At 65.8% G+C, this 20,471-nt stretch carries 20 protein-coding genes; 13 read left to right on the top strand and 7 right to left on the bottom strand.

The genetic code is table 11. The features are described from left to right. Nucleotides 1-54: 54 nt before the first annotated feature. The 3 genes from ASD05_RS05915 to ASD05_RS05905 all read left to right on the top strand — a co-directional run bounded on the left by ASD05_RS05915 (nt 55) and on the right by ASD05_RS05905 (nt 2,445). Nucleotides 55-720, top strand: a complete 666-nt coding sequence (locus ASD05_RS05915) for a response regulator transcription factor (protein ID WP_056589012.1) — start codon at nt 55-57, stop codon at nt 718-720. Between the two features lie 129 nt (nt 721-849). Continuing rightward, entirely contained in the window at nt 850-1,227 is a 378-nt protein-coding gene (locus ASD05_RS05910) for a response regulator transcription factor (RefSeq protein WP_056589009.1), read from the top strand. Between the two features lie 150 nt (nt 1,228-1,377). Beyond that, entirely contained in the window at nt 1,378-2,445 is a 1,068-nt protein-coding gene (locus ASD05_RS05905; RefSeq protein WP_082571969.1) for a sensor histidine kinase, read from the top strand. A 79-nt stretch (nt 2,446-2,524) separates the two neighbouring features. Here the strand turns inward: ASD05_RS05905 and ASD05_RS05900 are convergent, their stop codons facing one another. Continuing rightward, on the bottom strand, nt 2,525-3,814 hold the full coding sequence (locus ASD05_RS05900; protein ID WP_056589006.1) for an epoxide hydrolase family protein: 1,290 nt from the start codon (nt 3,812-3,814) through the stop codon (nt 2,525-2,527). Nucleotides 3,815-4,076: 262 nt separating this feature from the next. On the opposite strand from ASD05_RS05900, the gene ASD05_RS05895 reads away from it, so the two are divergent. Further along, the gene (locus tag ASD05_RS05895; protein ID WP_056589004.1) at nt 4,077-6,938 is read left to right on the top strand and encodes an ATP-binding protein; all 2,862 of its coding nucleotides are present in this window, start codon (nt 4,077-4,079) and stop codon (nt 6,936-6,938) included. Between the two features lie 49 nt (nt 6,939-6,987). Here the strand turns inward: ASD05_RS05895 and ASD05_RS05890 are convergent, their stop codons facing one another. After that, nucleotides 6,988-8,436: an aldehyde dehydrogenase family protein gene (locus ASD05_RS05890; protein WP_056589000.1), complete on the bottom strand. Its 1,449-nt coding sequence runs from the start codon at nt 8,434-8,436 to the stop codon at nt 6,988-6,990. Nucleotides 8,437-8,485: 49 nt separating this feature from the next. Continuing rightward, nucleotides 8,486-9,508, bottom strand: a complete 1,023-nt coding sequence (locus ASD05_RS05885) for an alpha/beta fold hydrolase (RefSeq protein WP_056588999.1) — start codon at nt 9,506-9,508, stop codon at nt 8,486-8,488. A 205-nt stretch (nt 9,509-9,713) separates the two neighbouring features. On the opposite strand from ASD05_RS05885, the gene ASD05_RS05880 reads away from it, so the two are divergent. Continuing rightward, complete coding sequence (locus ASD05_RS05880; RefSeq protein ID WP_235507864.1) at nt 9,714-10,658, top strand: alpha/beta fold hydrolase; 945 nt, start codon at nt 9,714-9,716, stop codon at nt 10,656-10,658. A 68-nt stretch (nt 10,659-10,726) separates the two neighbouring features. On the opposite strand, the gene ASD05_RS05875 is transcribed toward ASD05_RS05880, so the two are convergent. After that, nucleotides 10,727-11,323, bottom strand: coding sequence for a cytochrome P460 family protein (locus ASD05_RS05875; RefSeq protein ID WP_082571968.1), 597 nt, complete (start codon nt 11,321-11,323; stop codon nt 10,727-10,729). Between the two features lie 348 nt (nt 11,324-11,671). Next, nucleotides 11,672-12,310, bottom strand: coding sequence for a TetR/AcrR family transcriptional regulator (locus ASD05_RS05870; RefSeq protein WP_056588993.1), 639 nt, complete (start codon nt 12,308-12,310; stop codon nt 11,672-11,674). Between the two features lie 96 nt (nt 12,311-12,406). Here ASD05_RS05870 and ASD05_RS05865 point away from each other — a divergent pair, with 96 nt between their 5' ends. Both ASD05_RS05865 and ASD05_RS05860 read left to right on the top strand, forming a co-directional pair. Beyond that, the gene (locus ASD05_RS05865) at nt 12,407-13,300 is read left to right on the top strand and encodes an NAD(P)/FAD-dependent oxidoreductase (protein ID WP_056588991.1); all 894 of its coding nucleotides are present in this window, start codon (nt 12,407-12,409) and stop codon (nt 13,298-13,300) included. A 141-nt stretch (nt 13,301-13,441) separates the two neighbouring features. Next, on the top strand, nt 13,442-13,903 hold the full coding sequence (locus ASD05_RS05860; RefSeq protein WP_056588988.1) for a methyltransferase family protein: 462 nt from the start codon (nt 13,442-13,444) through the stop codon (nt 13,901-13,903). A 96-nt stretch (nt 13,904-13,999) separates the two neighbouring features. On the opposite strand, the gene ASD05_RS05855 is transcribed toward ASD05_RS05860, so the two are convergent. Beyond that, a complete protein-coding gene (locus ASD05_RS05855) occupies nt 14,000-14,944 on the bottom strand; it encodes a LysR family transcriptional regulator (protein ID WP_056588985.1) in 945 nt (314 codons plus the stop codon). An 89-nt stretch (nt 14,945-15,033) separates the two neighbouring features. Between ASD05_RS05855 and ASD05_RS05850 the strand changes: the two genes are divergently transcribed. From ASD05_RS05850 to aroQ, 6 genes are read left to right on the top strand one after another with little or no spacing between them, the layout of a single operon-like run. Beyond that, nucleotides 15,034-15,963 carry a ketopantoate reductase family protein gene (locus tag ASD05_RS05850; protein ID WP_056588982.1) on the top strand — a complete coding sequence of 310 codons (930 nt, stop codon included), beginning with the start codon at nt 15,034-15,036 and terminating at the stop codon, nt 15,961-15,963. Beyond that, entirely contained in the window at nt 15,960-16,343 is a 384-nt protein-coding gene (locus ASD05_RS05845) for a VOC family protein (RefSeq protein ID WP_056588978.1), read from the top strand. The genes ASD05_RS05850 and ASD05_RS05845 overlap by 4 nt, the downstream gene beginning before the upstream one ends. A 34-nt stretch (nt 16,344-16,377) precedes the next feature. Then, on the top strand, nt 16,378-16,830 hold the full coding sequence (locus ASD05_RS05840) for a MaoC family dehydratase (RefSeq protein WP_056589187.1): 453 nt from the start codon (nt 16,378-16,380) through the stop codon (nt 16,828-16,830). After that, nucleotides 16,827-18,056, top strand: a complete 1,230-nt coding sequence (locus tag ASD05_RS05835; RefSeq protein WP_056588975.1) for a CaiB/BaiF CoA transferase family protein — start codon at nt 16,827-16,829, stop codon at nt 18,054-18,056. The genes ASD05_RS05840 and ASD05_RS05835 overlap by 4 nt, the downstream gene beginning before the upstream one ends. 13 nt (nt 18,057-18,069) lie before the next feature. Next, entirely contained in the window at nt 18,070-18,891 is an 822-nt protein-coding gene (gene aroE, locus ASD05_RS05830) for a shikimate dehydrogenase (RefSeq protein ID WP_056588972.1), read from the top strand. A gap of 22 nt (nt 18,892-18,913) precedes the next feature. Then, on the top strand, nt 18,914-19,360 hold the full coding sequence (aroQ, locus tag ASD05_RS05825; RefSeq protein ID WP_200955393.1) for a type II 3-dehydroquinate dehydratase: 447 nt from the start codon (nt 18,914-18,916) through the stop codon (nt 19,358-19,360). A gap of 110 nt (nt 19,361-19,470) precedes the next feature. Here the strand turns inward: aroQ and ASD05_RS05820 are convergent, their stop codons facing one another. Beyond that, nucleotides 19,471-20,451, bottom strand: coding sequence for a Bug family tripartite tricarboxylate transporter substrate binding protein (locus tag ASD05_RS05820; RefSeq protein ID WP_056588967.1), 981 nt, complete (start codon nt 20,449-20,451; stop codon nt 19,471-19,473). Nucleotides 20,452-20,471 lie beyond the last annotated feature (20 nt).

Raw genomic sequence — 20,471 nt, 5'->3', positions numbered from 1 at the left:
GCTCTTGCCGATAAAAAGGACGACGACCCGATGTCCCTTCCAATGTCCACACCCATGCCCCTGCGCAGCCCCCTTCCGGGCGCCGCGCCGGATGTCCAGGCCACGCGTTGCGTGTTCATCGTCGACGACGACGAACTGGTGCGCAATGCACTGGGCAGCCTTCTGCGCTCGATCGACCTGACGGTGCGGACCTTCCCCACAACCGAGGCTTTCCTGGCCGCGCCGCGCGCCGACGGGCCTTCCTGCCTGGTCCTTGACGTGCGCCTGCGCGGGCAGAGCGGCCTTGCCTTTCAGCAATCGCTGCTCGAGCTCGGCCAGCCCCACATGCCGATCGTGTTCATGACCGGCCACGGCGACATCGCCATGACCGTGAAGGCGATGAAAGCCGGGGCCGTGGACTTTCTCGCGAAGCCTTTCCGCGACCAGGACATGATTGATGCGGTCATTGCCGCGTTGGACCGCGACGCCCGTCGCCTCGAGACCGCGCGAATGCAGCAGGCGACGCGCGACTGCTGGGAGTCGCTGACGCCGCGCGAGCGGGAGGTGGTGCAGCACGTGGCCGGCGGCCTCATGAACAAGCAGATTGCCGGCCGCATGGGCATCGCGGAGATCACGGCGAAGATCCACCGCGGCCAGGCAATGCGCAAGATGAACTCGCGCTCGGTTGCCGAGCTCGTGCGCAAGATGGAGGCGCTCGGAGTCGTGGAAAGCGCGCGCTGAGACTACGCGGCGCCATACGTAGAGATGATGGCGCCGCGCGCTGGCGCCGGTATCCTGCAATCTTGGGCAATGGCGGGAACGGTCCCGCGCCTTCACCAGAGCACCCCCGGGTAGAAACGGGATTCCTCCTTGTCCCTGCCAGCCATCGAACTCGTTTCCATCGTCGACGACGATCCCTTCGTGCGCGCGGCGACGTGCAGTCTCGTGCGCTCGATCGGATGGGAGGCGCGCGCGTTCGCGTCGGCCAGCGACTTCCTGGCCTCCGGCGTGCCGAGCCGCACGCGCTGCCTCATCTGCGACATCCAGATGCCGGTCATGGACGGCATCGAGCTGCTGGAGTGCCTTGAACGCGAAGGCCTGCGCGTGCCTACGCTCTTCATCAGTGCCTTCGCCACAGCCCGTACGCGCGAGCGCGTGCAGGCCAGCCCGGCGCTGTGCCTGATCGAGAAGCCGATCGACGCCGCCGAACTCGAGGTCTGGATCGGCCGCGCGCTCGGCCGTGGCTGAGCCCACGGGGGCGCCTCGCGCTACCCCGATGCATGGCGCAGGCAAACCTTCGTAGGGGTGCGGCAAACGCTGGTGCGATGGTGCGCACCTTGTCCCGCGTGATGTCATCTCCCTCATGCCGACACTTGCATCGGCGACAGGAGAAAGCGAATGACAAAGAAGCCCGCAACGTCCACCAGCCCCGTCCATCCGGTGGGCACATCCGAAGCGCTCGCCGGAGCCGTTCCGAATTCCGCTGCACCGGGCCGTCGTTCCCACAGCCTGGCGTTGATCGGGGCGCGCGCGATCGCGGTTGCCTCGTTCGGACAGAACGCCCATGCCGCGACGCTTGCGCCGCTGGCCTGCCCGCTCGATGACGGCCTGCTGTGGGTCTTGTGTGTGTCCGTGCTCGTTGGCTTCATGCTGCTCTCGGTCTTCCTCTGGATCGAGGCAACGGACCACCGCGCCGGTGCGGCGCGCCTGGCACGCGCCATGGAACGTCACAGCGGCAACGCGCGCATGCCCGAGCTCGCCGAGAGCGGACCGCGCTCGATTGCGCGGCTGGCACGCGCGATCAACACCGTTCGCTGTCGCCAGGCCGAGCGCGAGGCGGAGCATCTGGATGTGCAGGCTGCCTACGCCCACGACCTGCGCACGCCGCTGACCCGCATGGGACTGCGCTGCGAGATGCTGGAGGACGACGCGCTCCGCGAAGCCATGGAGCGCGATCTCGCGCAGATGCGCGAACTGGTCGAGGCCAGCGTCGCCAGCGCGCGGATGCAGCGCAACGTGGCCGAGCCGCTGCAGCGCATCGATGCCGATGGCCTGCTCGGCAACCTGATGCGCGACTACCGCGAAGCGGGCCGCGCGATCGTGCTCGACGGCCGCATCGGGCAGCCGGTGGTGGCCTGCCCGCTCGCGCTGCGCCGCGTGCTCGCCAACCTGATCGACAACGCGCTGCGCTACGGCAGCGACGTGCGGATCTGCGCTCGCGTCGATGCGAAGAGCCTGGTGCTGGCCGTGCAGGACTCGGGGCCGGGCATCCGGGCGGCGCAGATGGACGCCGTTTTCGCGCCGTGGGTCCGCGCGCAACAAGGGCAGAAGGACAAGCCGGGGTCAGGCTTGGGCCTTGCGATCGCACAGCGCCTGGCGCGATCGATGCATGGCGACCTGCAGCTGGAGAACCGTCGTGGCGGCGGTCTCGAGGCTCGGCTCACGCTGCCGCTCGTGGTCGCCTGACGCCGACTCGACGCCGCGAGCGCCGCGGCAGCATCCGGTGCGGGCGGGCCCGCAAACGCAGGCCCGCGCACGTCCTTGCTCAGCGCAGCGACCTGAACGCCGCGCGCACTTCCTGGCTGAACAACTGCGGCTGCTCCCACGCGGCGAAGTGGCCGCCGTTGTCGACCTCGTTCCAGTACACGAGGTTGTGGTACGCGCGCTCGGCCCAGCTGCGCGGGGCTTGGTAGATCTCGCCAGGAAACACAGTCACGGCAGCCGGCAGCGAGATGTCCACCGCGTTGAAGTTGTTCGAGTGATCCTCCCAGTAGATCTGCGCGGCCGAGGTCGCGCTGTTGGTCAGCCAGTACAACGAGATGTCGTCGAGCATTTCGTCGCGTGGCAGCACGCGCTCGGGTACGCCGCCCGAATAGGTCCAGGTGGCGAACTTGTCGTAGATCCACGCAGCCTGGCCCACGGGCGAGTCGGCCAGGGCATAGCCCAGCGTCTGCGGGCGCGTGACCATCATTGCGGAGTAGCCGGAACTGTTCTTGTAGAAGTCGTCGAGTTTGTCGAAGGCCGCGCGTTCCTTCGTGGACAGCCCGGCGGGCGCGGGGCGGCCCGCGGCGAGGATCGCGGCGATCTCGGCGGGCACGGTGCCCGGCATGTTGACGTGAATGCCGATCAGGCCCGGCACCTTCTGCATCGCCATTCGGTGCGATATCACCGAGCCGCAATCGCCGCCCTGCGACACGAACTGCGTGTAGCCCAGGCGCGCCATCAACACGCCCCAGGCGCGCGCGATGTGGTTGGAGTCCCAGCCGGTGGCCTCGGGCTGGCCCGAGAAGCCGAAGCCGGGCAGCGAGGGCAGCACCAGGTGGAATGCGTCCTCCGCGCGGCCGCCGTGGGCGGTCGGGTCGGTCAGCGGGCCCACGACCTTGAGCAACTCGAAGATCGAGCCCGGCCAGCCGTGCGTCATGACCAGCGGCATCGCATTGGCGTGGCGCGAGCGGATGTGCGCGAACTGGATATCGAGGCCGTCGATGTTGGTCACGAACTGCGGCACGGCGTTGAGTCGTGCCTCGCCCTTGCGCCAGTCGTAGTCGGTGGACCAGTAGCGCACCAGCGAGCGCAGCGTCGCAAGCCGCACCCCTTGCGATTCGTCGGCGACGGTCTCGGCGGTCGGCCATCGGGTCGCGGCGAGTCGTCGGCGCAGGTCGATGAGCGCTTCGCGGTCGACATTCACGCGGAAAGGCCGTACCGAGGTGTCGTCGGGGCTGGCCCTTTCGGGGCGCAGCATGGCAAAGGCGCCAGTGGCGACGGAGGCCGCGCTGAAGGCCATCGACGCGGCGAGCAGGTGGCGGCGTGAGAGGGAAGGATGAAGGACGCTCATGTTGGATCTCAATGAAGTTGGAACCGCTTCATTGAAGTTGGAGGATGTATCTGGCATGTGTGAGGAATCGCCCGAATCGTGTATGCAGGTACCTCGCGCGTGCGCAGATAAACACCTATACAAACAGGCCGGCGTAGCGACCCCGGCAAACTTCGGATCGCCCGCCTGGTCCCTCGGTTATGCTCCCGTCCGCCCGCGCCGCCGAGGGTGCGGCTTGCCCGATTCCGCCGCCTGTGCAGCACGCCGCATTTCCCGATCCGTCATGAGCGACGAAAGCTTCCTCCAGACCGCTGACCCCATCTTCTTCGGACCCTTCACGCTGCGCGTTGCGCAGCGGCTCCTGGAGCGCGACGGGGTGCCTGTGGATCTTGGGGGACGAGCAATGGACGTCCTCCTCGCCCTGATCGCCAAAGCCAATGTGATCGTGAGCAAGCAGGAACTCATGGCGCAGGCCTGGCCCGGCATGGTCGTCTCCGACGGAAGCCTGCGCTACCAGATCACGATGCTGCGGCAGGCACTCGACGACGGGCGGGACGGCGCGCGGTATCTGTCGAACGTCGTCGGCCGTGGCTATTGCTTCGTCGCCCCCATCACCAAGGCGGTTGCAGGCCCCGATGCGCAGCCGAGCGCCGAAGAAAATCCGCTCGAACCAGGTCTTCCCGCACAGCCGGTGGAGCTGGTCGGCCGCGCCAAGGACCTGGCCGCGATCTCGACACAACTGCTCAAGGGACGGTTCGTCACCATCGTGGGTTCGGGCGGTGTGGGCAAGACGACGGTCGCGCTGCGCGTGGGGCAGGATCTGCTGCGCGACTTCGGCGGGGCCGTCGTGTTCGTGGACCTTTCCATGCTGATGGACCCCGGCCTGGTGCCGACCGCCATCGCGTCGATGCTGCGGCTTTCGGTGCGCTCCGCCGATCCGGTGCCCAGCCTGATCGCCTATCTGCGGGAAAGGCGGATGCTGCTGATACTGGACAACTGCGAGCACGTGATCGCGGCGGCCGCATCGCTGGCCGAGCGCATCTTCCAGGCTGCGCCCCATGTCCACATGCTCGCCACGAGTCGCGAAGCGCTGCGCGTCCAAGGCGAGCACATTCACCTGCTCGATCCGTTGGCCAACCCGCCCGACCAGCCCGGGCTCGTCGCGCGCGACATCCTCATGTATCCCGCCACACGTCTGTTCGTCGAGCGCGCCGGCGCCAGTGGCGCGATGCCGGACCTGAACGACGCAGATGCTCCCGTCATCGCGAAGATCTGCAGAAAGCTCGATGGCGTCGCACTGGCCATCGAGCTCGCGGCCCGCCGCGTTGCCGCCTACGGACTGCACCAGACAGCCACCCTTCTCGACGAGCGCCTGGCGCTTTCGTGGCCGGGGCAACGCACTGCGCAGCCCCGGCACCAGACCTTGCAGGCCACGCTGGACTGGAGCTATGAGCTTCTCGACATGCCGGAGCGCACCGTGCTTTGCCGGTTGTCGGTCTTCGTGGGCCATTTCTCGCTGGAGGCTGCCCGCGAAGTGGCAGGGGGGCAAGACCTGACGCAGGCGCAGGTGGTCGACGCCATTGCGAGCCTTGCGGAGAAGTCGCTGCTCTCCATCCGGCGCTCCGCCACGTCGGCCCAATACCGGCTCCTCGAGAGCACACGCGCGTACGCGCATTCCAAGGCGGGGACGGACCTGGCAGACGCAGCCGCGCGGCGCCATGCGATCTACTTCCGACAGCGACTGGAGCAGATGGCCACGAAGGACGATGCGTTTTCACGCGACACGGCTCGTGCGTCGGATCTCGCGGACCTGGGCAACGTGAGGGCGGCTCTCGCGTGGTGCTTCCACCGCACCGATGCCAGGGAGCTGGGTGTTTCTCTGGCGGTGGCGGCTGTGCCGGCCTTCATGGCGATGTCCTTGCTTGCGGAGTGCCACGACTGGTCCAGGCGCGCGCTCGGCGAACTGACGGCTGCCACGCGCGGCAGCCCCGCGGAAATGCATCTCCAGGCGGCTGTCGGCCTGTCGCAGATGTTCACCCGAGGGCACAGCGACCAGGTGCGCCATGCGCTCGAACGCAGCCTCGAGGTGGCCGAAGAGCTCGGCGACGCCCGCAGCCAGGTCGAGTTGCTGGGGCGCCTGCAGATCTTCCATGAGCGCATAGGAGATTTCGTCGAGTCGCTCAGTCATGCCAAACGCTGCGCCGCCGTGGCGGCTTCCATCGACGACGAAACGGCGCAGGCGACGGCCAACTCGCTGGTGGGCCTTTGCCATCATCTGGTAGGAGACCAGCCTCGCGCGCGGCACTTCCTGGAAGCCGCGATAGCGGGCGCTGCGGTTTCGCGGCAGCGCAGCAGCATCTACTCCGGCTTCGATTTTCACAATCGCGCGTGCATCGCGCTGGCCAGGACCTTGTGGCTGCAGGGGCATCCCTCGCAAGCCGTCGCCGTCGCGCAGCGCGCCGTCGAGGAGGCCCGGCACCTGAACCACCCGGTGACGCTGTGCATTGCCCTGATATGGGCCGTGTCCGTGTACATGTGGGTCGGCGATCTTGCGCAGGCCGAGCAGGACATCGACAGGTTCATCGCCTATGCCGAATCGCATTCGCTGACGCCGTACCTGGCGGTGGGCCGCGGCGTCAAGGGCGAGTTCGCCGTCAAGCGCGGCGATGCCGCACGAGGCGTCCAGGCGATTCAGGGTTCCCTGATCGAGCTTCGCGAATCACGCTACGAGTTGCTCACCACGTCGTTCAACATCACGCTCGCCGAAGGCCTGAACGCCGTTGGCAAGCACGACGACGCGCTGGAGTTGATGAACGACACCCTCGCGCTCGTGCATGCCAAGGGTGACCTCTACAACCTTCCGGAGCTTCTTCGCCTGAAGGCGCTCGCCCTCTCGGGCGCTGTGCCGCCGCGCATTGCACACGCCGAGGAATCGTTGCTCGAGGCGCTGGCAATCAGCAGGCAGCAGGGCGCCCGTTCCTGGGAACTTCGCGTGACAACGGACTTGGCGCGCCTTTGGGAAAAGGGCGGGCGCGGGCAGGAGGGCCGAGACCTGCTCGCTGGCGTCCTCGCCCGCTACACCGAAGGCTTCGAGACGGCGGATCTGCAAGCAGCCCAACGGTTGCTGGGAGACTCGACGGCGTAGAGCGTGCCCCCGGCGCGCGGGGGCCGCCAGCGGCATGAACCGATCGTGCTCAAGCTGCCTGACGGGGCAGCACAAGGCCGTTCGGGATGGCAATGGTCTTGGGCTCCAGGAATGCTTCCATGCCGAAGATGCCAAACTCCCTGCCGATGCCTGACTGCTTGACGCCGCCGAATGGCGCGATCAACTCGGGCGTGATGCGATTGACCAGCACCGTGCCGGCGCGCAACCGCGAGGCCACTCCGAGGGCGCGCCTCGGCTGCGACGAGAAGACGTAGGCCTGCAAGCCGTACGCGGAGTCGTTCGCGATGGCAACGGCTTCATCCTCGTCGTCATAGCCGATCACCGAGAGCACCGGCCCGAAGATCTCCTCGCGTGCGATGTCCATGTCGTTGCGCACGCCGGCGAATACGGTGGGCCGCACGAACCAGCCCTTGTCAAGACCGTCCGGGCGGCCCTCGCCGCCGGCCACGAGCGTCGCGCCCTGCGCCAGACCGCGGCGAATGAAATGCTGCACGCGCTCGAATTGCGCCTTGCTCGCGAGCGGCCCGACGGCGGTGGTGGCGTCGCGCGGATCGCCCACGCGCATGGCGGCCACCGTGGCCTGCAGGCGTTCGATGGCCTGCGTCATGTGCACGTTCGGGATCAGCAGTCGCGTGCCGGCCACGCAGGCCTGGCCGTTGTTCATGAAGGCCGCGTTCAGCGCCATGGGCAACACCGCGGCCAGGTCGGCGTCGTCCAGTATCACAGTGGCCGACTTGCCCGAAAGCGCCAGGCTCACGCGCTTCATGGTACCCAGGCCCGCGCGCGCAATGAGCTTGCCGGTCTGCGTGGAACCGGTGAACGAGATCTTTGCGATTCCCGGGCTGGTGGAGATCTCGTCGCCGACATCGCCACCGCGCCCGAGCAGTACATTGACGACGCCGGCCGGCAGGCCCGCGTCATGCAGTGCCTCGGTCACGACCTGCGCCTGCAGCGGGCCCAGCTCGCTGGGCTTGACGACCGAGGCACAGCCCGCGGCGATGGCCGATGCCAACTTGCTGCAGATGCTTCCGGCCGTGCTGTTCCAGGGTGCGATGAGGCCGGCGACGCCTACGGGCTCCATCACCACGGTGGCGTCGCCCAGGCGGCGTTCGAAGACGTAGTCTTGCAGCATCCGTGCCGTGCTGGCGAAGCATTGCGAGGCGTAGTTGCTGACCCATTGCGAGCGGGCCAAAGGGCCGCCGTACTCCTCGATCGTGGCCTCGCAGATCTGGTCGGTGCGCGCCAGCACGGCGGCCTCGAGGCGTTTGAGCATCTCGATGCGCTGTGCCTTGGTGCTGCCGGCCAGCCCCGGTTGTGCCCGATTCGCCGCATCGATCGCTCGCTTCGCATCGTCGCGGTTCGCCAAGGTCACCGTGCCGATGGCCTGCTCGGTTGCGGGGTTGACGATCTCCAGCCGCTCGCTGCCCTGTACGGGCACGAAGGCCCCATCGATGTATGCCTGATGGATGTTCCACATGGCTTGTATTCCTGTGCCTTGGAGGTGATTGCCCGACGACGGACGCGACTCACCCGCGCGCGACGTCGATCACGGCCTTTGCGAAGGCCTCGGGCGCTTCCTGCGGCAGGTTGTGGCCGATGCCGCCGCTCACCAGCCGGTGCTCGTAGCGCCCCGAGAACTTCTTCGCATAGGCGCTGGGCTCGGGGTGCGGCGCGCCGTTGGCGTCGCCTTCGAGCGTGATGGTGGGCACGCCGATCACGGGCGCCTTGGCGAGCCGGTCTTCCAGCGCCTGGTATTTCGCCTCGCCGTCGGCCAGGCCGAGGCGCCAGCGGTAGTTGTGCACGGTGATGGCCACGTGGTCGGGGTTCTCGAATGCGACGGCGCTGCGATCGAAGGTGGCCGCATCGAAGTTCCACTTGGGCGATGCGGTCTGCCAGATGAGCTTGGCGAAGTCGTGGCGGTTCTTCTCGTAGCCCGCGCGGCCGCGCTCGGTCGCGAAGTAGTACTGGTACCACCATTGCAGCTCGGCCTGCGGCGGCAGGGGGATCTTGCCGGCCTCCTGGCTGCCGATGAGGTAGCCGCTGACCGACACCAGCGCCTTCACGCGCTCCGGCCACAGCGCGGCCATGATGCATGCCGTGCGTGCGCCCCAGTCGCAGCCGGCAACGGTGGCTGACTGAATTTTCAGCGCATCCATCAGCGCGATGATGTCCACGGCAACGACCGACTGCTGGCCGTTGCGCGGGGTGTCGGCCGACAGGAACCGCGTGGTGCCATAGCCGCGCAGGTACGGCACGATCACGCGGAAGCCCGCGGCGGCCAGCTGTGGTGCGACGTCGACGAACATGTGGATGTCGTAGGGCCAGCCGTGAAGAAGAATCACAGGCGCGCCGTTGGCCGGACCTGCTTCGAAATAGCCGATGTTGAGGCTGCCGGCATCGATGCTCTTGAGCGGCTCGAGGCGCCTGACGGCGCCTGTGCCGGCAGATTGGGCGAAGGCGGGCACGATCGAAGTCAGCTGGACGGCAGCCACGCCGAGCGCCGCCTTGGCCAGGAAAGAGCGACGGGGCAACTGAGAGGAATCGGTCATTTTGAAATTTCCTTGAATCCGAAGTGATTGATGAGCACCGGAGTGGTGGTCAGCCGGATCGCATGCGCCTTCCGAACTGATGGGGAGATTGTTCGGCGCGCGGAGCGTGTGGCGCCCGGTTTGCGTATGCCTGTGTATCTGGGCCGGCTTCGTCAACACTAAATTTCAATCGGAGCATTCGCGCAGGCCAGTCGTTTGCAAAGTAATGTCGCAAGGCAAGCCTCGTACACATGCGCATACAGAGAAGGTTCGCGATCTGCGTGCTGCTCCTAAATTCGCCGTCGTCGGCTCCATCCGACTTAGTTTTTTCTCAACGTCGAACCAAGGAAAAATCGTCATGACAAAGTTCTCTCGCCGCATCGGCATAGCGCTGGTTGCCAGTTCTGTCGGCCTGGCCGTCCTCGCGCCATTGCAAGCCGCCGCACAGTCGGGTGCGGCAGCGCATCCATCCAAGCCAACGATCGTGCTCGTGCACGGGGCGTTCGCAGATTCATCCAGTTGGGACGGCGTGGTGCGCGACCTGAAGACTCGGCATTACCCGGTCATCGCCGCCGCGAACCCGCTGCGTGGGCCCAAGTTCGATGCCGCCGCCGTCGCCAGCGTCGTCGATTCGGTCAAGGGGCCGGTCGTTCTCGTCGGCCATTCGTATGGAGGCTCGGTGATCTCGGAGGCCGCCAGCGGAAAGGCCAATGTCAAGGCGCTGGTGTTCGTGGCGGCATTCGCGCCGGAGGCCGGCGAGACGGCGATCGGCCTCACCGGGAAATTTCCGGGCAGCACGCTCGGCCCGGCGCTTGCCCCGGCGGTGTCGCTGGCCGACGGCGGCAAAGACCTGTACATCCAGCAGGACAAGTTTCCAGTCCAGTTCGCGGCTGACGTGCCCCTCGAAAAGGCACGCCTGATGGCCGTCGGGCAGCGCCCCATTTCTGAAGCCGCGCTGAACGAACCGGCCGAGGCGCCGGCCTGGAAGTCGGTGCCGTCGTGGTTCGTCTACGGTGATCGCGACAAGAACATTCCGCCCGCAGCGATGGCCTTCATGGCCGAGCGTGCGAAGGCCGTGAAGACCGTGGTGATCAAGGGGGCGTCGCACGTGGTGATGACGTCGCAGCCCGATGCCGTGACAAAGGTGATTGTCGAGGCGGCGGCGCACTGAGCGTTACAGGCGCGTGGCCCAACCTGCCGAGGTTGTCTCGCACGCGCCTTTCTTGCCCATGCCGCGAGTCAGCGCGCGAGCCGAGTGAACACGTAGTCGTGGTTCTTCACCAGCGCCTGGTGACAGGAGAAACAGGTCTGGTGCTGTGCCAGGTCGACAGGTTTGCCGTCGACGAAGCGACCGAATCCCCAACCGCCGGTGGCGGGGTATTTCTTGGAGTCTTTCACCATCACTTGCACAGTGGTGGCCGCACCCGGAATGGACGCGGGCGCAAACTCCGGCGACTGCACATGCTTCCATGCCAACTTGACGAGCACGGTGCCGTCGGGGAACGGCAGCGTGTCCTGGTCGTAGGCCTGGATCGCCTTGGCGTTGCCGAGCACGACGCGCAATTCGTTCAGCGGCTCCGCCTCGATGGCGGGCGCAATCAACTGCCACTGCCGGTAGCCTCTGGGAAGGACGACGCCATAGATCGGCGAAGCGTCCGGGTTCCTGGCGGCACTGCCGGTTTCCTCGGCCGCGTTGGCGGCCACCGCGAAGATGCTGAAGGCCGCTGCAAATGCGAGAGTGCCGAGGCCGGTGCGCTTCGCCAGCTCGGCCTTGTGGGAAAAAGATTCCTTCGTGACATCCGCGCTGGAAACCTGATGCGTATGGAGGCTGTTCATGGGGAGCGATGTTGGTTGGGAATGAAATGCCAGCCGGATGCAAAGCCGGCCAGGCGACTGTGTGCATCCATGTTCTGCGGTTTTCTTCATGTCCCGAAGCGTTGCGTATGCGCCTGTATCCCGCTTCGCGGTCAACACACTACGTTTCACGGACACCTCATCTCGCCGACGTCGAAGACTGCTGCTCGCCGAGGTAGTGCGGCCGTAGCCCTCCTAGGTCTTGGCCCTCACCGCGTGAGCAACCGCTTCCTCTCTGCGTGAATTGGAAGTCCCGATCCGAAGCGGGTATTGGTGATCGACGGGCTCGAGATCGCCGCATGCTCGCGACCTCAGGCCGCTTTGTGGAGCCTACGCGCCGTATGCCGCCATGAAGACCCGAACGGCCTCGCGCAGAAGGGCCCTGTTTTCCCGGGTATCCGGCATCTCGAGCTTCAGCAGTCCGCGGATGTGCCCGGAGCCCAGGAACATCGACAGGAACAGGTCCGCTGCCTGAAGCGGGTTCCGCACCTTCAGCGTGCCCGCCGAGTGGGCACGGCGCAGGTATGCCGCCAGCTCGTCGTTCACACGCTCCGGACCCTCCTTGTATAGCGCACGGCAGACTTCCGGCTGCGCCCCCGCGACGCCATAGACAGCGCGCAACGCGCCCAGTGCGTCCCCGCGCGCCAGTGCGAGAAACCGCTCGCCGATCGCCAGCAGCACCTTCTCCGGCTGGTCCGGGTCCAGCGTCCCGGCGCCCGGGAAGCCAGCCACCACGGCTGCCGTCCTGTCGCGCACGACCGCCTGGAACAGCCCCTCCTTGGAGCCGAAGTTGCTGTACACGGTCATCTTTGAAACACCTGCGTCCGCAGCGATGGCATCCACGCTGGCACGCTCCAGACCATGCTCATCGAAGTGCCTTTGCGCCGCTTCCAGGATGCGCCGGCCGCGCTCGGGATCGCGTGGCCGCCCGCGTTGGGGCTTCGGAGCAGAAACTGGTAGACGAGTCATGGGCATATTTAGTGGACTTGACAGTTTACTATATCTGCCCCACATTACTGTACTTAATAGTCCAGTAATCAGCCGACCCACACGGAGCCCATCACCATGAATGACGTCATCATCATCGGCGGCAGCTTTGCCGGCCTCGCCGCCGCCCTGCAGCTCGGCCGTGCCCGCCGCAAGGTCACCGTTCTCGATACCGGCCTGCCGCGCAATCGCAACGCCCGCCACTCGCATGGCCTGCTCGGCCACGATCACAAGCCACCGCTGGACATCCTGGCCGAGGCGCGGCAGCAGCTGGCGCGGTATCCCACGATCAGGCTGGTCAATGCCCGGGCCGACAGCGTCTCCGGCGCCATCGACGATTTCTCCGTCCTCACTGGCGATGGCGAAAGCCTCGGGGCGCGCCGCGTGATCCTGAGCTATGGCGTCGCCGACCAGATGCCTGCAGTTCCGGGCTTTGCCGAAAGCTGGGGCACGTCCATCGTGCCCTGCCCCTATTGCGACGGCTTCGAAGTCGCCGGCCAGCATTGGGGCCTCGTCTGGTCCGGCCCGCAGTCGCACCAATCTGCCAGGCTGTTCCACGATTGGACCGACAAGTTGACTGTCTTCGCCGATGGTCACGACATTCCGCCCGATATCCAGGCCGATCTGGCGCATCGCAACATACCTGTCGTCGATGGCCGGATCATCGAGATCGCCCATCACAAGGGCCATATCTCCACCGTCAATCTCGATACCGGCCGCAATGTCGCGGTCGACATCCTGTTCGCCCATCCGCGCAACAAGCCGTCCGCAAGCCTGCATGAATCACTGGGCCTCGCCACGGTCGATACGCCCACTGGTATCGTCCTCAAGGTCGACGAGCGCCGCCAAACCAGCATGCCCGGCATCTACGCCGCCGGCGACCTCGCGACGCCCTTCTTGCCCTCGGTCACTCAGGCATCATCGCAGGGCGCGATGGCGGGAATCTTCGCCCAGCAATCGATGCTGGTTTGAGGGCATGGGTTCCCTTCTCCGGTTGCCGCGGGCTATCGCCAGAAGGGCAATCCCGGCGAGGGCGCGCTTCGCAAGACCTGCCGCTAATCAGGTGTGTGCGTGGCGGGTCATGCCGGGCGCCAGGCCTCATCATGGAGTGTTATGAGCGTGCTTGAACTGAAGGTTCCTCCCCCTATCGTGGCGCTTGTCCTGGCGCTTCTCATGTGGCTGACGCCAGCCGTCGCGGGCCTTGTGCAGATTCCCTATCCGGCCCGCGTGCTCTGCGCCGTCGTTTTGGTGTGCGTCGGCCAAGGCATCAGCATCGCCGGAATGGTTGCGTTTCGGCGCGCCAAGACCACCGTGAATCCGATCAAGGCAAGCCTGGCGTCCTCGTTGGTCATACGAGGCGTGTACCGCTATACGCGCAACCCCATGTATGTCGGGCTCTTGCTTACCCTGTTGGCGTGGGCAGTGTTTCTGGCGAATCCGTTTGCTGTCCTGTGGGTTGTCCTGTACGTGCTGTACATCACCCGGTTCCAAATCATCCCGGAAGAACGCGTTCTGGCGTCTCTATTTGGGACGGAGTACGAGGCTTACAAAGGGCGGGTACGCAGATGGGTATGAGGCCTAATGGGGCTGCAAGCACTCTCCCTCTAAGTCAACCACGTTGAGTCGAGGCATCCAGTCTGAAGCAGGCACTCGTTGCCATTGGGGGATAGTTCACCGAGCCTTTCGCATATCTCGCGCGAACAAGTGCTCGCACAAGCCTCGCAGCCAACGGTTTGCCGGATCCTGGTTGTATCGGGCGTGCCAGTGCTGCTTGACTGTGAAAGGCGGCACGGGCACGGGGCAATCGAATACCGAAAGGCCGGTTGTCCGTGCCAGCGTCTCGCCGATCTGTCGGGGCACCGTGGCGATCAAGTCGGTGGTCGACACGATCGCAGCCAGCCCGAGAAATCCCGGGAGCTCCAGCAAGATGCGTCGCACCACGCGGTGACGCTGCAGCGCCGCTTCCAGCAACTGAACGCCGGTTCCACCCGAGATGCCGACGTGCGCTTCGGCCCGGTATTCGCGCAAGCCCATGCGCTTGCCGTTCACACGCGGATGTTTGGCGTTGACCAGGCACACCCAGTCCTGCGGAAAGAGCACCTGCTGGAAGAAACCTGACTCGAGCCAAGGCACAAGGCCGATGGCCAGGTCGGCTTGGCCCGATTGCAACGCCGGCCCGGTCTGCTCGTCGATGCGTGCGGCCTCCAGGACGATGCCCGGCGCAACCGCGCGCACGTGCGCCAGCAGTTGCGGCAGCAATGTGATGTGGCTCGCATCGGTCATGCAGATGCGGAAGCGCCGCGTGGCGCTGGCCGGCTCGAAGGCCGGCTCGGGCGCAGCGACACGACGCAATGCCGCCAAGGCCTCGCGTACAGGAACGATGAGTTCCGTCGCGCGTGGCGTTGGCTGCATGCCGTCGACCGTGCGCACGAAGAGTTCGTCCCCGAGTTGCTTTCTCAAGCGGCCCAGCCAATTGCTCACGGTCGGCTGGCTCTGACCCATCTGCTCACCCGCGCGCGTCACGCTGCGTGTGCTGTAGATGAGGTCGAACAGGCACAGCAGCTTGACGCTCACCATGCCGGTCCCCGCATCCGTCGAGTAGTCGTCCGTTTCCATTTCAAAACGAAATGTAGATCATTTCATCCATGTCATTGGCGATATGAACTGAAAAAACTATCGTTGCGTCATTCCATCAGGAGACACGCATGAAGATCTACTTTCTGGGCGCAGGCGCCCTCGGATGCGCCATCGGGGGCACCCTCGCCGCGGGCGGCTCCGATGTGACGCTCATCGATCCGTTCCAGGCCCACGTCGACGCCATCCAACGCGATGGCCTGCGCATGAAGGACGGCGACAACGAGCGCACGGTGAATGTGCATGCGGTCACCAGCGTCGAAGGCTTGCCTCCGGCCGATCTGGTGATCGTGCTGGTCAAGTCCTTCCATACGCGTGCAGCCATCGAAGGCGCGTTGTCCGTCGTCGGTCCGGACACCGCCGTGATGTCGTTGCAGAACGGCATGGGGCATGAAGACATCCTGGCGGAGGTCGCCGGCGCGGAGCATGTGCTGGCCGGCAAGACCTATGTCGGCGGCGTGTTCCTCGGGCCGGGCCGCATCATCGCGGGCACACGCAACAAGCGCACGGTGATCGGCGAGCTCGATGGCCGCATCAGCGCACGGGCGGCAGCCATTGCCGCCGAATTCGAACGCGCTGCGCTGCCGTGCGAGGTCAGCGACAACATCATGGGCGTGATCTGGGACAAGCTGCTCATCAACGTGTCCACGGGCGCATTGAGTGCGATCACGGGGCAGGTGTACGGCAGCCTTTACTCGGTGCCGGAGATCGAAGCTGCAGCCCTTGCAGCGGTGGGCGAAGCAATGGCTGTTGCTGAAGCGAGGGGCGTGAAGTTGTCCATCGCCACGCCGCGCGACGCCTGGATGATGGCTGCCGAAGGGCTTCCTTACGAGTTCAAGACCTCGATGCTGCAAAGCCTGGAGAAGGGTTCCATCACCGAGATCGACTTCATCAACGGCGCCGTTGTGCGCGCGGGCCTGAAACACGGCGTGCCGACCCCCGTGAATCAGACGCTGGTCGCTGCCATCAAGGGCATCGAACGCCGCATGGAGGCGAAATGACCCGTCCGCGCGCTTACGTCGAACATGTCGCCATCTGGGTGGCGGACATCCACTGGCACATCCGGTTCTTTTACGAGGTCTGCGGCATGACGATGCGTGAGGTGCAAGGCACCGTCGAGGAGCCCATCCAATACTGGACGCTCGGCGGCATGCAGTTCATGGCCAAGCCTGACTACGCCGGACCCGAGGGCCGCCTCGGCCACATCGGCGTGATGTGCGAAGACCTCGAGGCCGCACTCGCCGCAGCCCAAGCCTTCGGCGTCACCGAGATGCCGCAAGGCCGCAACTGGCTGCGCCTTCCGGATGGCCTGGCCGTCGAATTCATCCAGGCCAGCGCAGGCACCGTGGCCCGCGCGCTTGCCATCGATCCACGCGCCTGAACCTTTCAATCCAAGAGAGACACTCATGACATCACTGACCATCGAAGACAAGTATTGGGACGACGCCGTCGTCGGCGCCACCTGCGTCAGCCCGCCCTACGAAGTGACGGAGGCGCGCGTGATGGCTTACGCCGACCTCAGCGGCGACCACACGCCAGTGCACACAGACGAGGCTTATGCCCGCACGACGCCGTTCGGCACCCGCGTGGCACACGGCCTGTTCGGCCTGTCGATTGCCGACGGGTTGAAGACCAGGAGCGACATGCGCTTCATGCCCGGCATGTCGCTGGGCTGGGAATGGAGCTTCGTTGCCCCGATCAAGCTGGGCGACACGGTGCGAGTGAGGTTCCACGTGGGCACCAAGCGCGAATCGAAGAGCAAGCCGGGCTGGGGCATCCTCGTGTTGCCGTCCGAGCTGATCAACCAGCGCGACGAGGTGGTGCAGAAGGGCGAGCACCGTGTGATGGTGCCAAGGAGGCCGGCATGAGCGCGTCATCGCAACAGGCGCTGCCGCTGGCTGGCATGCGCGTCATCGACTACAGCCACTTCCTGGCCGGTCCGTATGTGGGTCGCTGCCTCGCTGCACTAGGTGCGGAAGTCATCAAGGTCGAGCGTCCGGGGGCGGGCGACGCAGGCCGCCAGCATGCCTGGTTCGTCGGTGACCACAGCGGCTACTTCCTGCAGCAGAACATGGGCAAGAAGGGGTTGAGCGTCAACACCAAGGATCCCCGCGGTCGCGCACTGATGAAGAAGCTCGTCGACAGTGCCGACGTGTTCGTCGAGAACTACCGGCCCGGAGCACTCGACAAGCTCGGCCTGGGGTATGCCGAACTGGCCGAGACCAACCCCGGCCTCGTCTACTGCTCGATTTCGGCCTACGGCCATACCGGCCCCGACTCGCACCGCGCCGGTTTCGGCCTCATCGCCGAAGCCAAGAGCGGGATCATGCAGATGGTCGGCAATCCCGGCGAAGCGCCGCCTCTGCTGCGGATCTCGCTGGGCGACATGTACACCGGCATCCACGCGGTGGCGGCCATCAATGCGGCCCTTCTCGGTCGGGTGAAGTCCGGGCGCGGGCAGCACATCGACATGGCGCTGTACGACACGCTGGTGTCGATGCACGAGTACGCGGTGCAGTGCTACACGCTGTCAGGAGGCAAGGAAGTACCGGTGCAGACCGGGCACGACATGCCCAACTCGACGCTCTACGGCGTGTTCCGCGCGCAGGACGGCGACGTCGTCATCGCGGCGCAAGTCGACGATGCCTGGAAGAGATTCGCTGCGTTGGTAGAACAGACAGGTGGCCCGGCAGGCTTCGGCACCGACACGCTGCTGCACACCTCGGCGGGTCGCAATGCACAGCGCGCTGGCATCCTCGAAGTGGTGAAGCCCTGGGTCTCGGCAAGGCCGGTCGCGGAACTGCTGAAGATGCTGGACGGCATCGACGTGCCGGCCGCCAAGGTCCAGCGCATCGACGAGGTGCTGGCCGACCCGCAGATCCAGGCGCGCGGAATGGTGGTCGAGCAAGACCACCCGGTGCTCGGAAAGATCCGCCTGCCGAACCTGCCTTTCCACATGTCGGGCTGTGATACCTCGATCACGCAGGTCGCGCCCGAACTGGGCGAACACAACGCAGAAATCGCAGCCAGCCTGGGTTTCGACGCCGCACAGATCGCAGACATGCAGGCCGACGGCGTGCTCTACAGCGCATAAGGAGCTTCTCGAGATGACCGACAAGTACGCCGTCATCGGCAACCCCATCGGGCACACGAAGTCGCCCTACATCCACGGCAGTTTTGCAGCCTCGACCGGACAGGATATCGACTACAGCGCGATCGAAGGCTCTCTCGATCACTTCGCTGATGATCTGCATGCATTTCGCAACGCTGGCGGACGCGGCATGAACGTGACCGCGCCGTTCAAGCTTCAGGCCTTTGCCTTGGCCACGGAAAGGCTTGAGCGCGCGCAACTGGCAGGCGCGACCAATGCACTCAAATTCGAGGGCGACCGCATCGTGGCCGACAACTTCGATGGCCTGGGGCTCACCAACGACATCCAACGCAACCTTGGCTTCGCGCTCAAGGGGGCGCGCATGTTGGTGCTCGGCGCAGGTGGTGCAGTCCGTGGCGCACTGCTTCCGTTTCTCGAACAGCAACCCGCGGTGCTGGTGCTCGCGAACCGTACGCAGGGCAAGGCGGACGACCTTGCAAGGCAGTTCGCGGCTCACGGCAAGATCGAGGGATGCGCCTACGGCGATCTCTCGGGTGAAAAATTCGACATCGTCATCAACGGCACTTCGGCCAGTCTCAGGGGCGAGTTGCCGCCCTTGCCGGTTGAGGCCCTGCAGGGCGCACGCCTGGCGTATGAATTGGCCTACGGCAAAGGGCTCACTCCCTTCCTGCGCTTGGCGCAAAACGCCGGCGTGCCAAGGCTGGCCGACGGTGTCGGCATGCTGGTCGAGCAGGCCGCGGAAGCCTTCGCATGGTGGCGCGGCGTTCGCCCCGACACCCGCGCCGTGATCGACCGCATGACCATTCCCTTGGTCTGACAGCTCATTTCGGAGACGCATCATGAAGATCCTCATGCTTCACGGCATCAACCACAACATGTTCGGCAAGCGCGATCCGAAGCAGTACGGCACGACAACCCTCCAAGAAATCGACCAGCGGCTGCAAGCTCTGGGCAAGGAGCTGGGTGCCGAGATCGAGAGCTTTCAGACCAACAGCGAGGGCGAGATGTGCGAGCGCATCCATCGTGCCTTCTCGGAGGGCGTGGAGGCAGTGCTCATCAATGCCGGTGCATGGACGCACTACAGCTACGGAATCCGCGATGCGCTGGCAATTCTGACGGTGCCCGTGGTGGAGCTGCACATGTCGAACATCCATGCGCGGGAGGCGTTCCGCCACCACTCGGTCTTCGCAGAGATCGTGCGGGGACAGATCTGCGGTTTCGGCGTCGACAGTTATGAGTTGGGGTTGCGCGCAGCCGTTTCCGCTGCGACGCCGGCGCAGAACTGATCCTCAGCTTGTGCGGGAAGCGGAGGGCGGCTTTGCAGCGGAAGCCGACCTCCGGCTGCCTGCGGCGAGTGTCCATGTGCGCGGCACTGGCGCACAGCGGAGGCGCGGCTTCAGGGTGCCAGGCGGATGTTCGCGTCCTTGATGATCTTCGCGTAGATGGCGGCATCCGCGCGCACCATCTTCTGGAACGCTTCGGGCTTGCCGCCGGCCACCTGCAGGCCCAGCGCCTCGATCTTGGCGCTCACGTCGGGCAGGTGCACGATGCGGTCGATCTCGTCCGAGAGCTTCTGCACCACCGGTGCGGGCGTCGCGGCGGGCAGGAACACGCCGAACCAGCCGTAGGGGTCGAAGGAGTGGTAGCCCAGCTCGGCGAAGGTGGGCACGTCGGGCAGGCCGGGCATGCGCTGCGTGCCGGTCACGGCCAGCGGGCGCATCGACTTGAGGTGCGGCCGCGCGGTGGCGCTGTCGATGAAGGCCGAGGCGAGCTGGCCGCCCACCAGGTTGGTGACCAGCGGGGCGGCGCCCTGGAACGGCACGTGCACCAGGTCGATGCCGGCCTGCATGTTCAGGAGCGCACCCTGGATGTGCGACGAGGTGCCGGCGCCGTAGCTGCCGAAGTTGTACTTGCCGGGGCTCTGCTTCACCATCGCGATGAAGTCCTTGAGACTCTTCGCGGGCGAGTCCAGCGGCACGGCCAGCATGCTGGGGCTGCGCGCGATCATCGTGACGGGCGCGAAGTCCTTCAGAGGGTCGTAGGTGAGCCTGTCCATGAGCGGCGGCTGCTGGATCAGCGCGGTGATGGCGATGAGCACGGTGTGGCCATCGGCCGGGGCCTTGGCGACAAAGCCGTTGCCGATGGTGCCGCCGGCGCCGGGGCGGTTCTCCACCAGCGCGGGCTGGCCCCAGACTTCCTGGAGCTTCTGCCCGATGGTGCGCGCCAGCGTGTCGGTGGCGCCGCCGGCGGGGTAGGGCACGATCAGCTTGATGGGCTGGCTGGGATAGGCCGTCTGCGCCAGCGCCGGCGCGGCGAGCAGAGCCGCCAGGCCTGCGGCCGCGCAGAGCCGGCGCACCAGCATCGATGTCGTCTTCATGGGTTTGTCTCCTCTTCGGG

The sequence above is a fragment of the Variovorax sp. Root434 genome, from assembly GCF_001426595.1.
Taxonomy (GTDB): Bacteria; Pseudomonadota; Gammaproteobacteria; order Burkholderiales; family Burkholderiaceae_C; genus Variovorax.
This window is presented reverse-complemented; position numbering and strand designations above follow the sequence as displayed.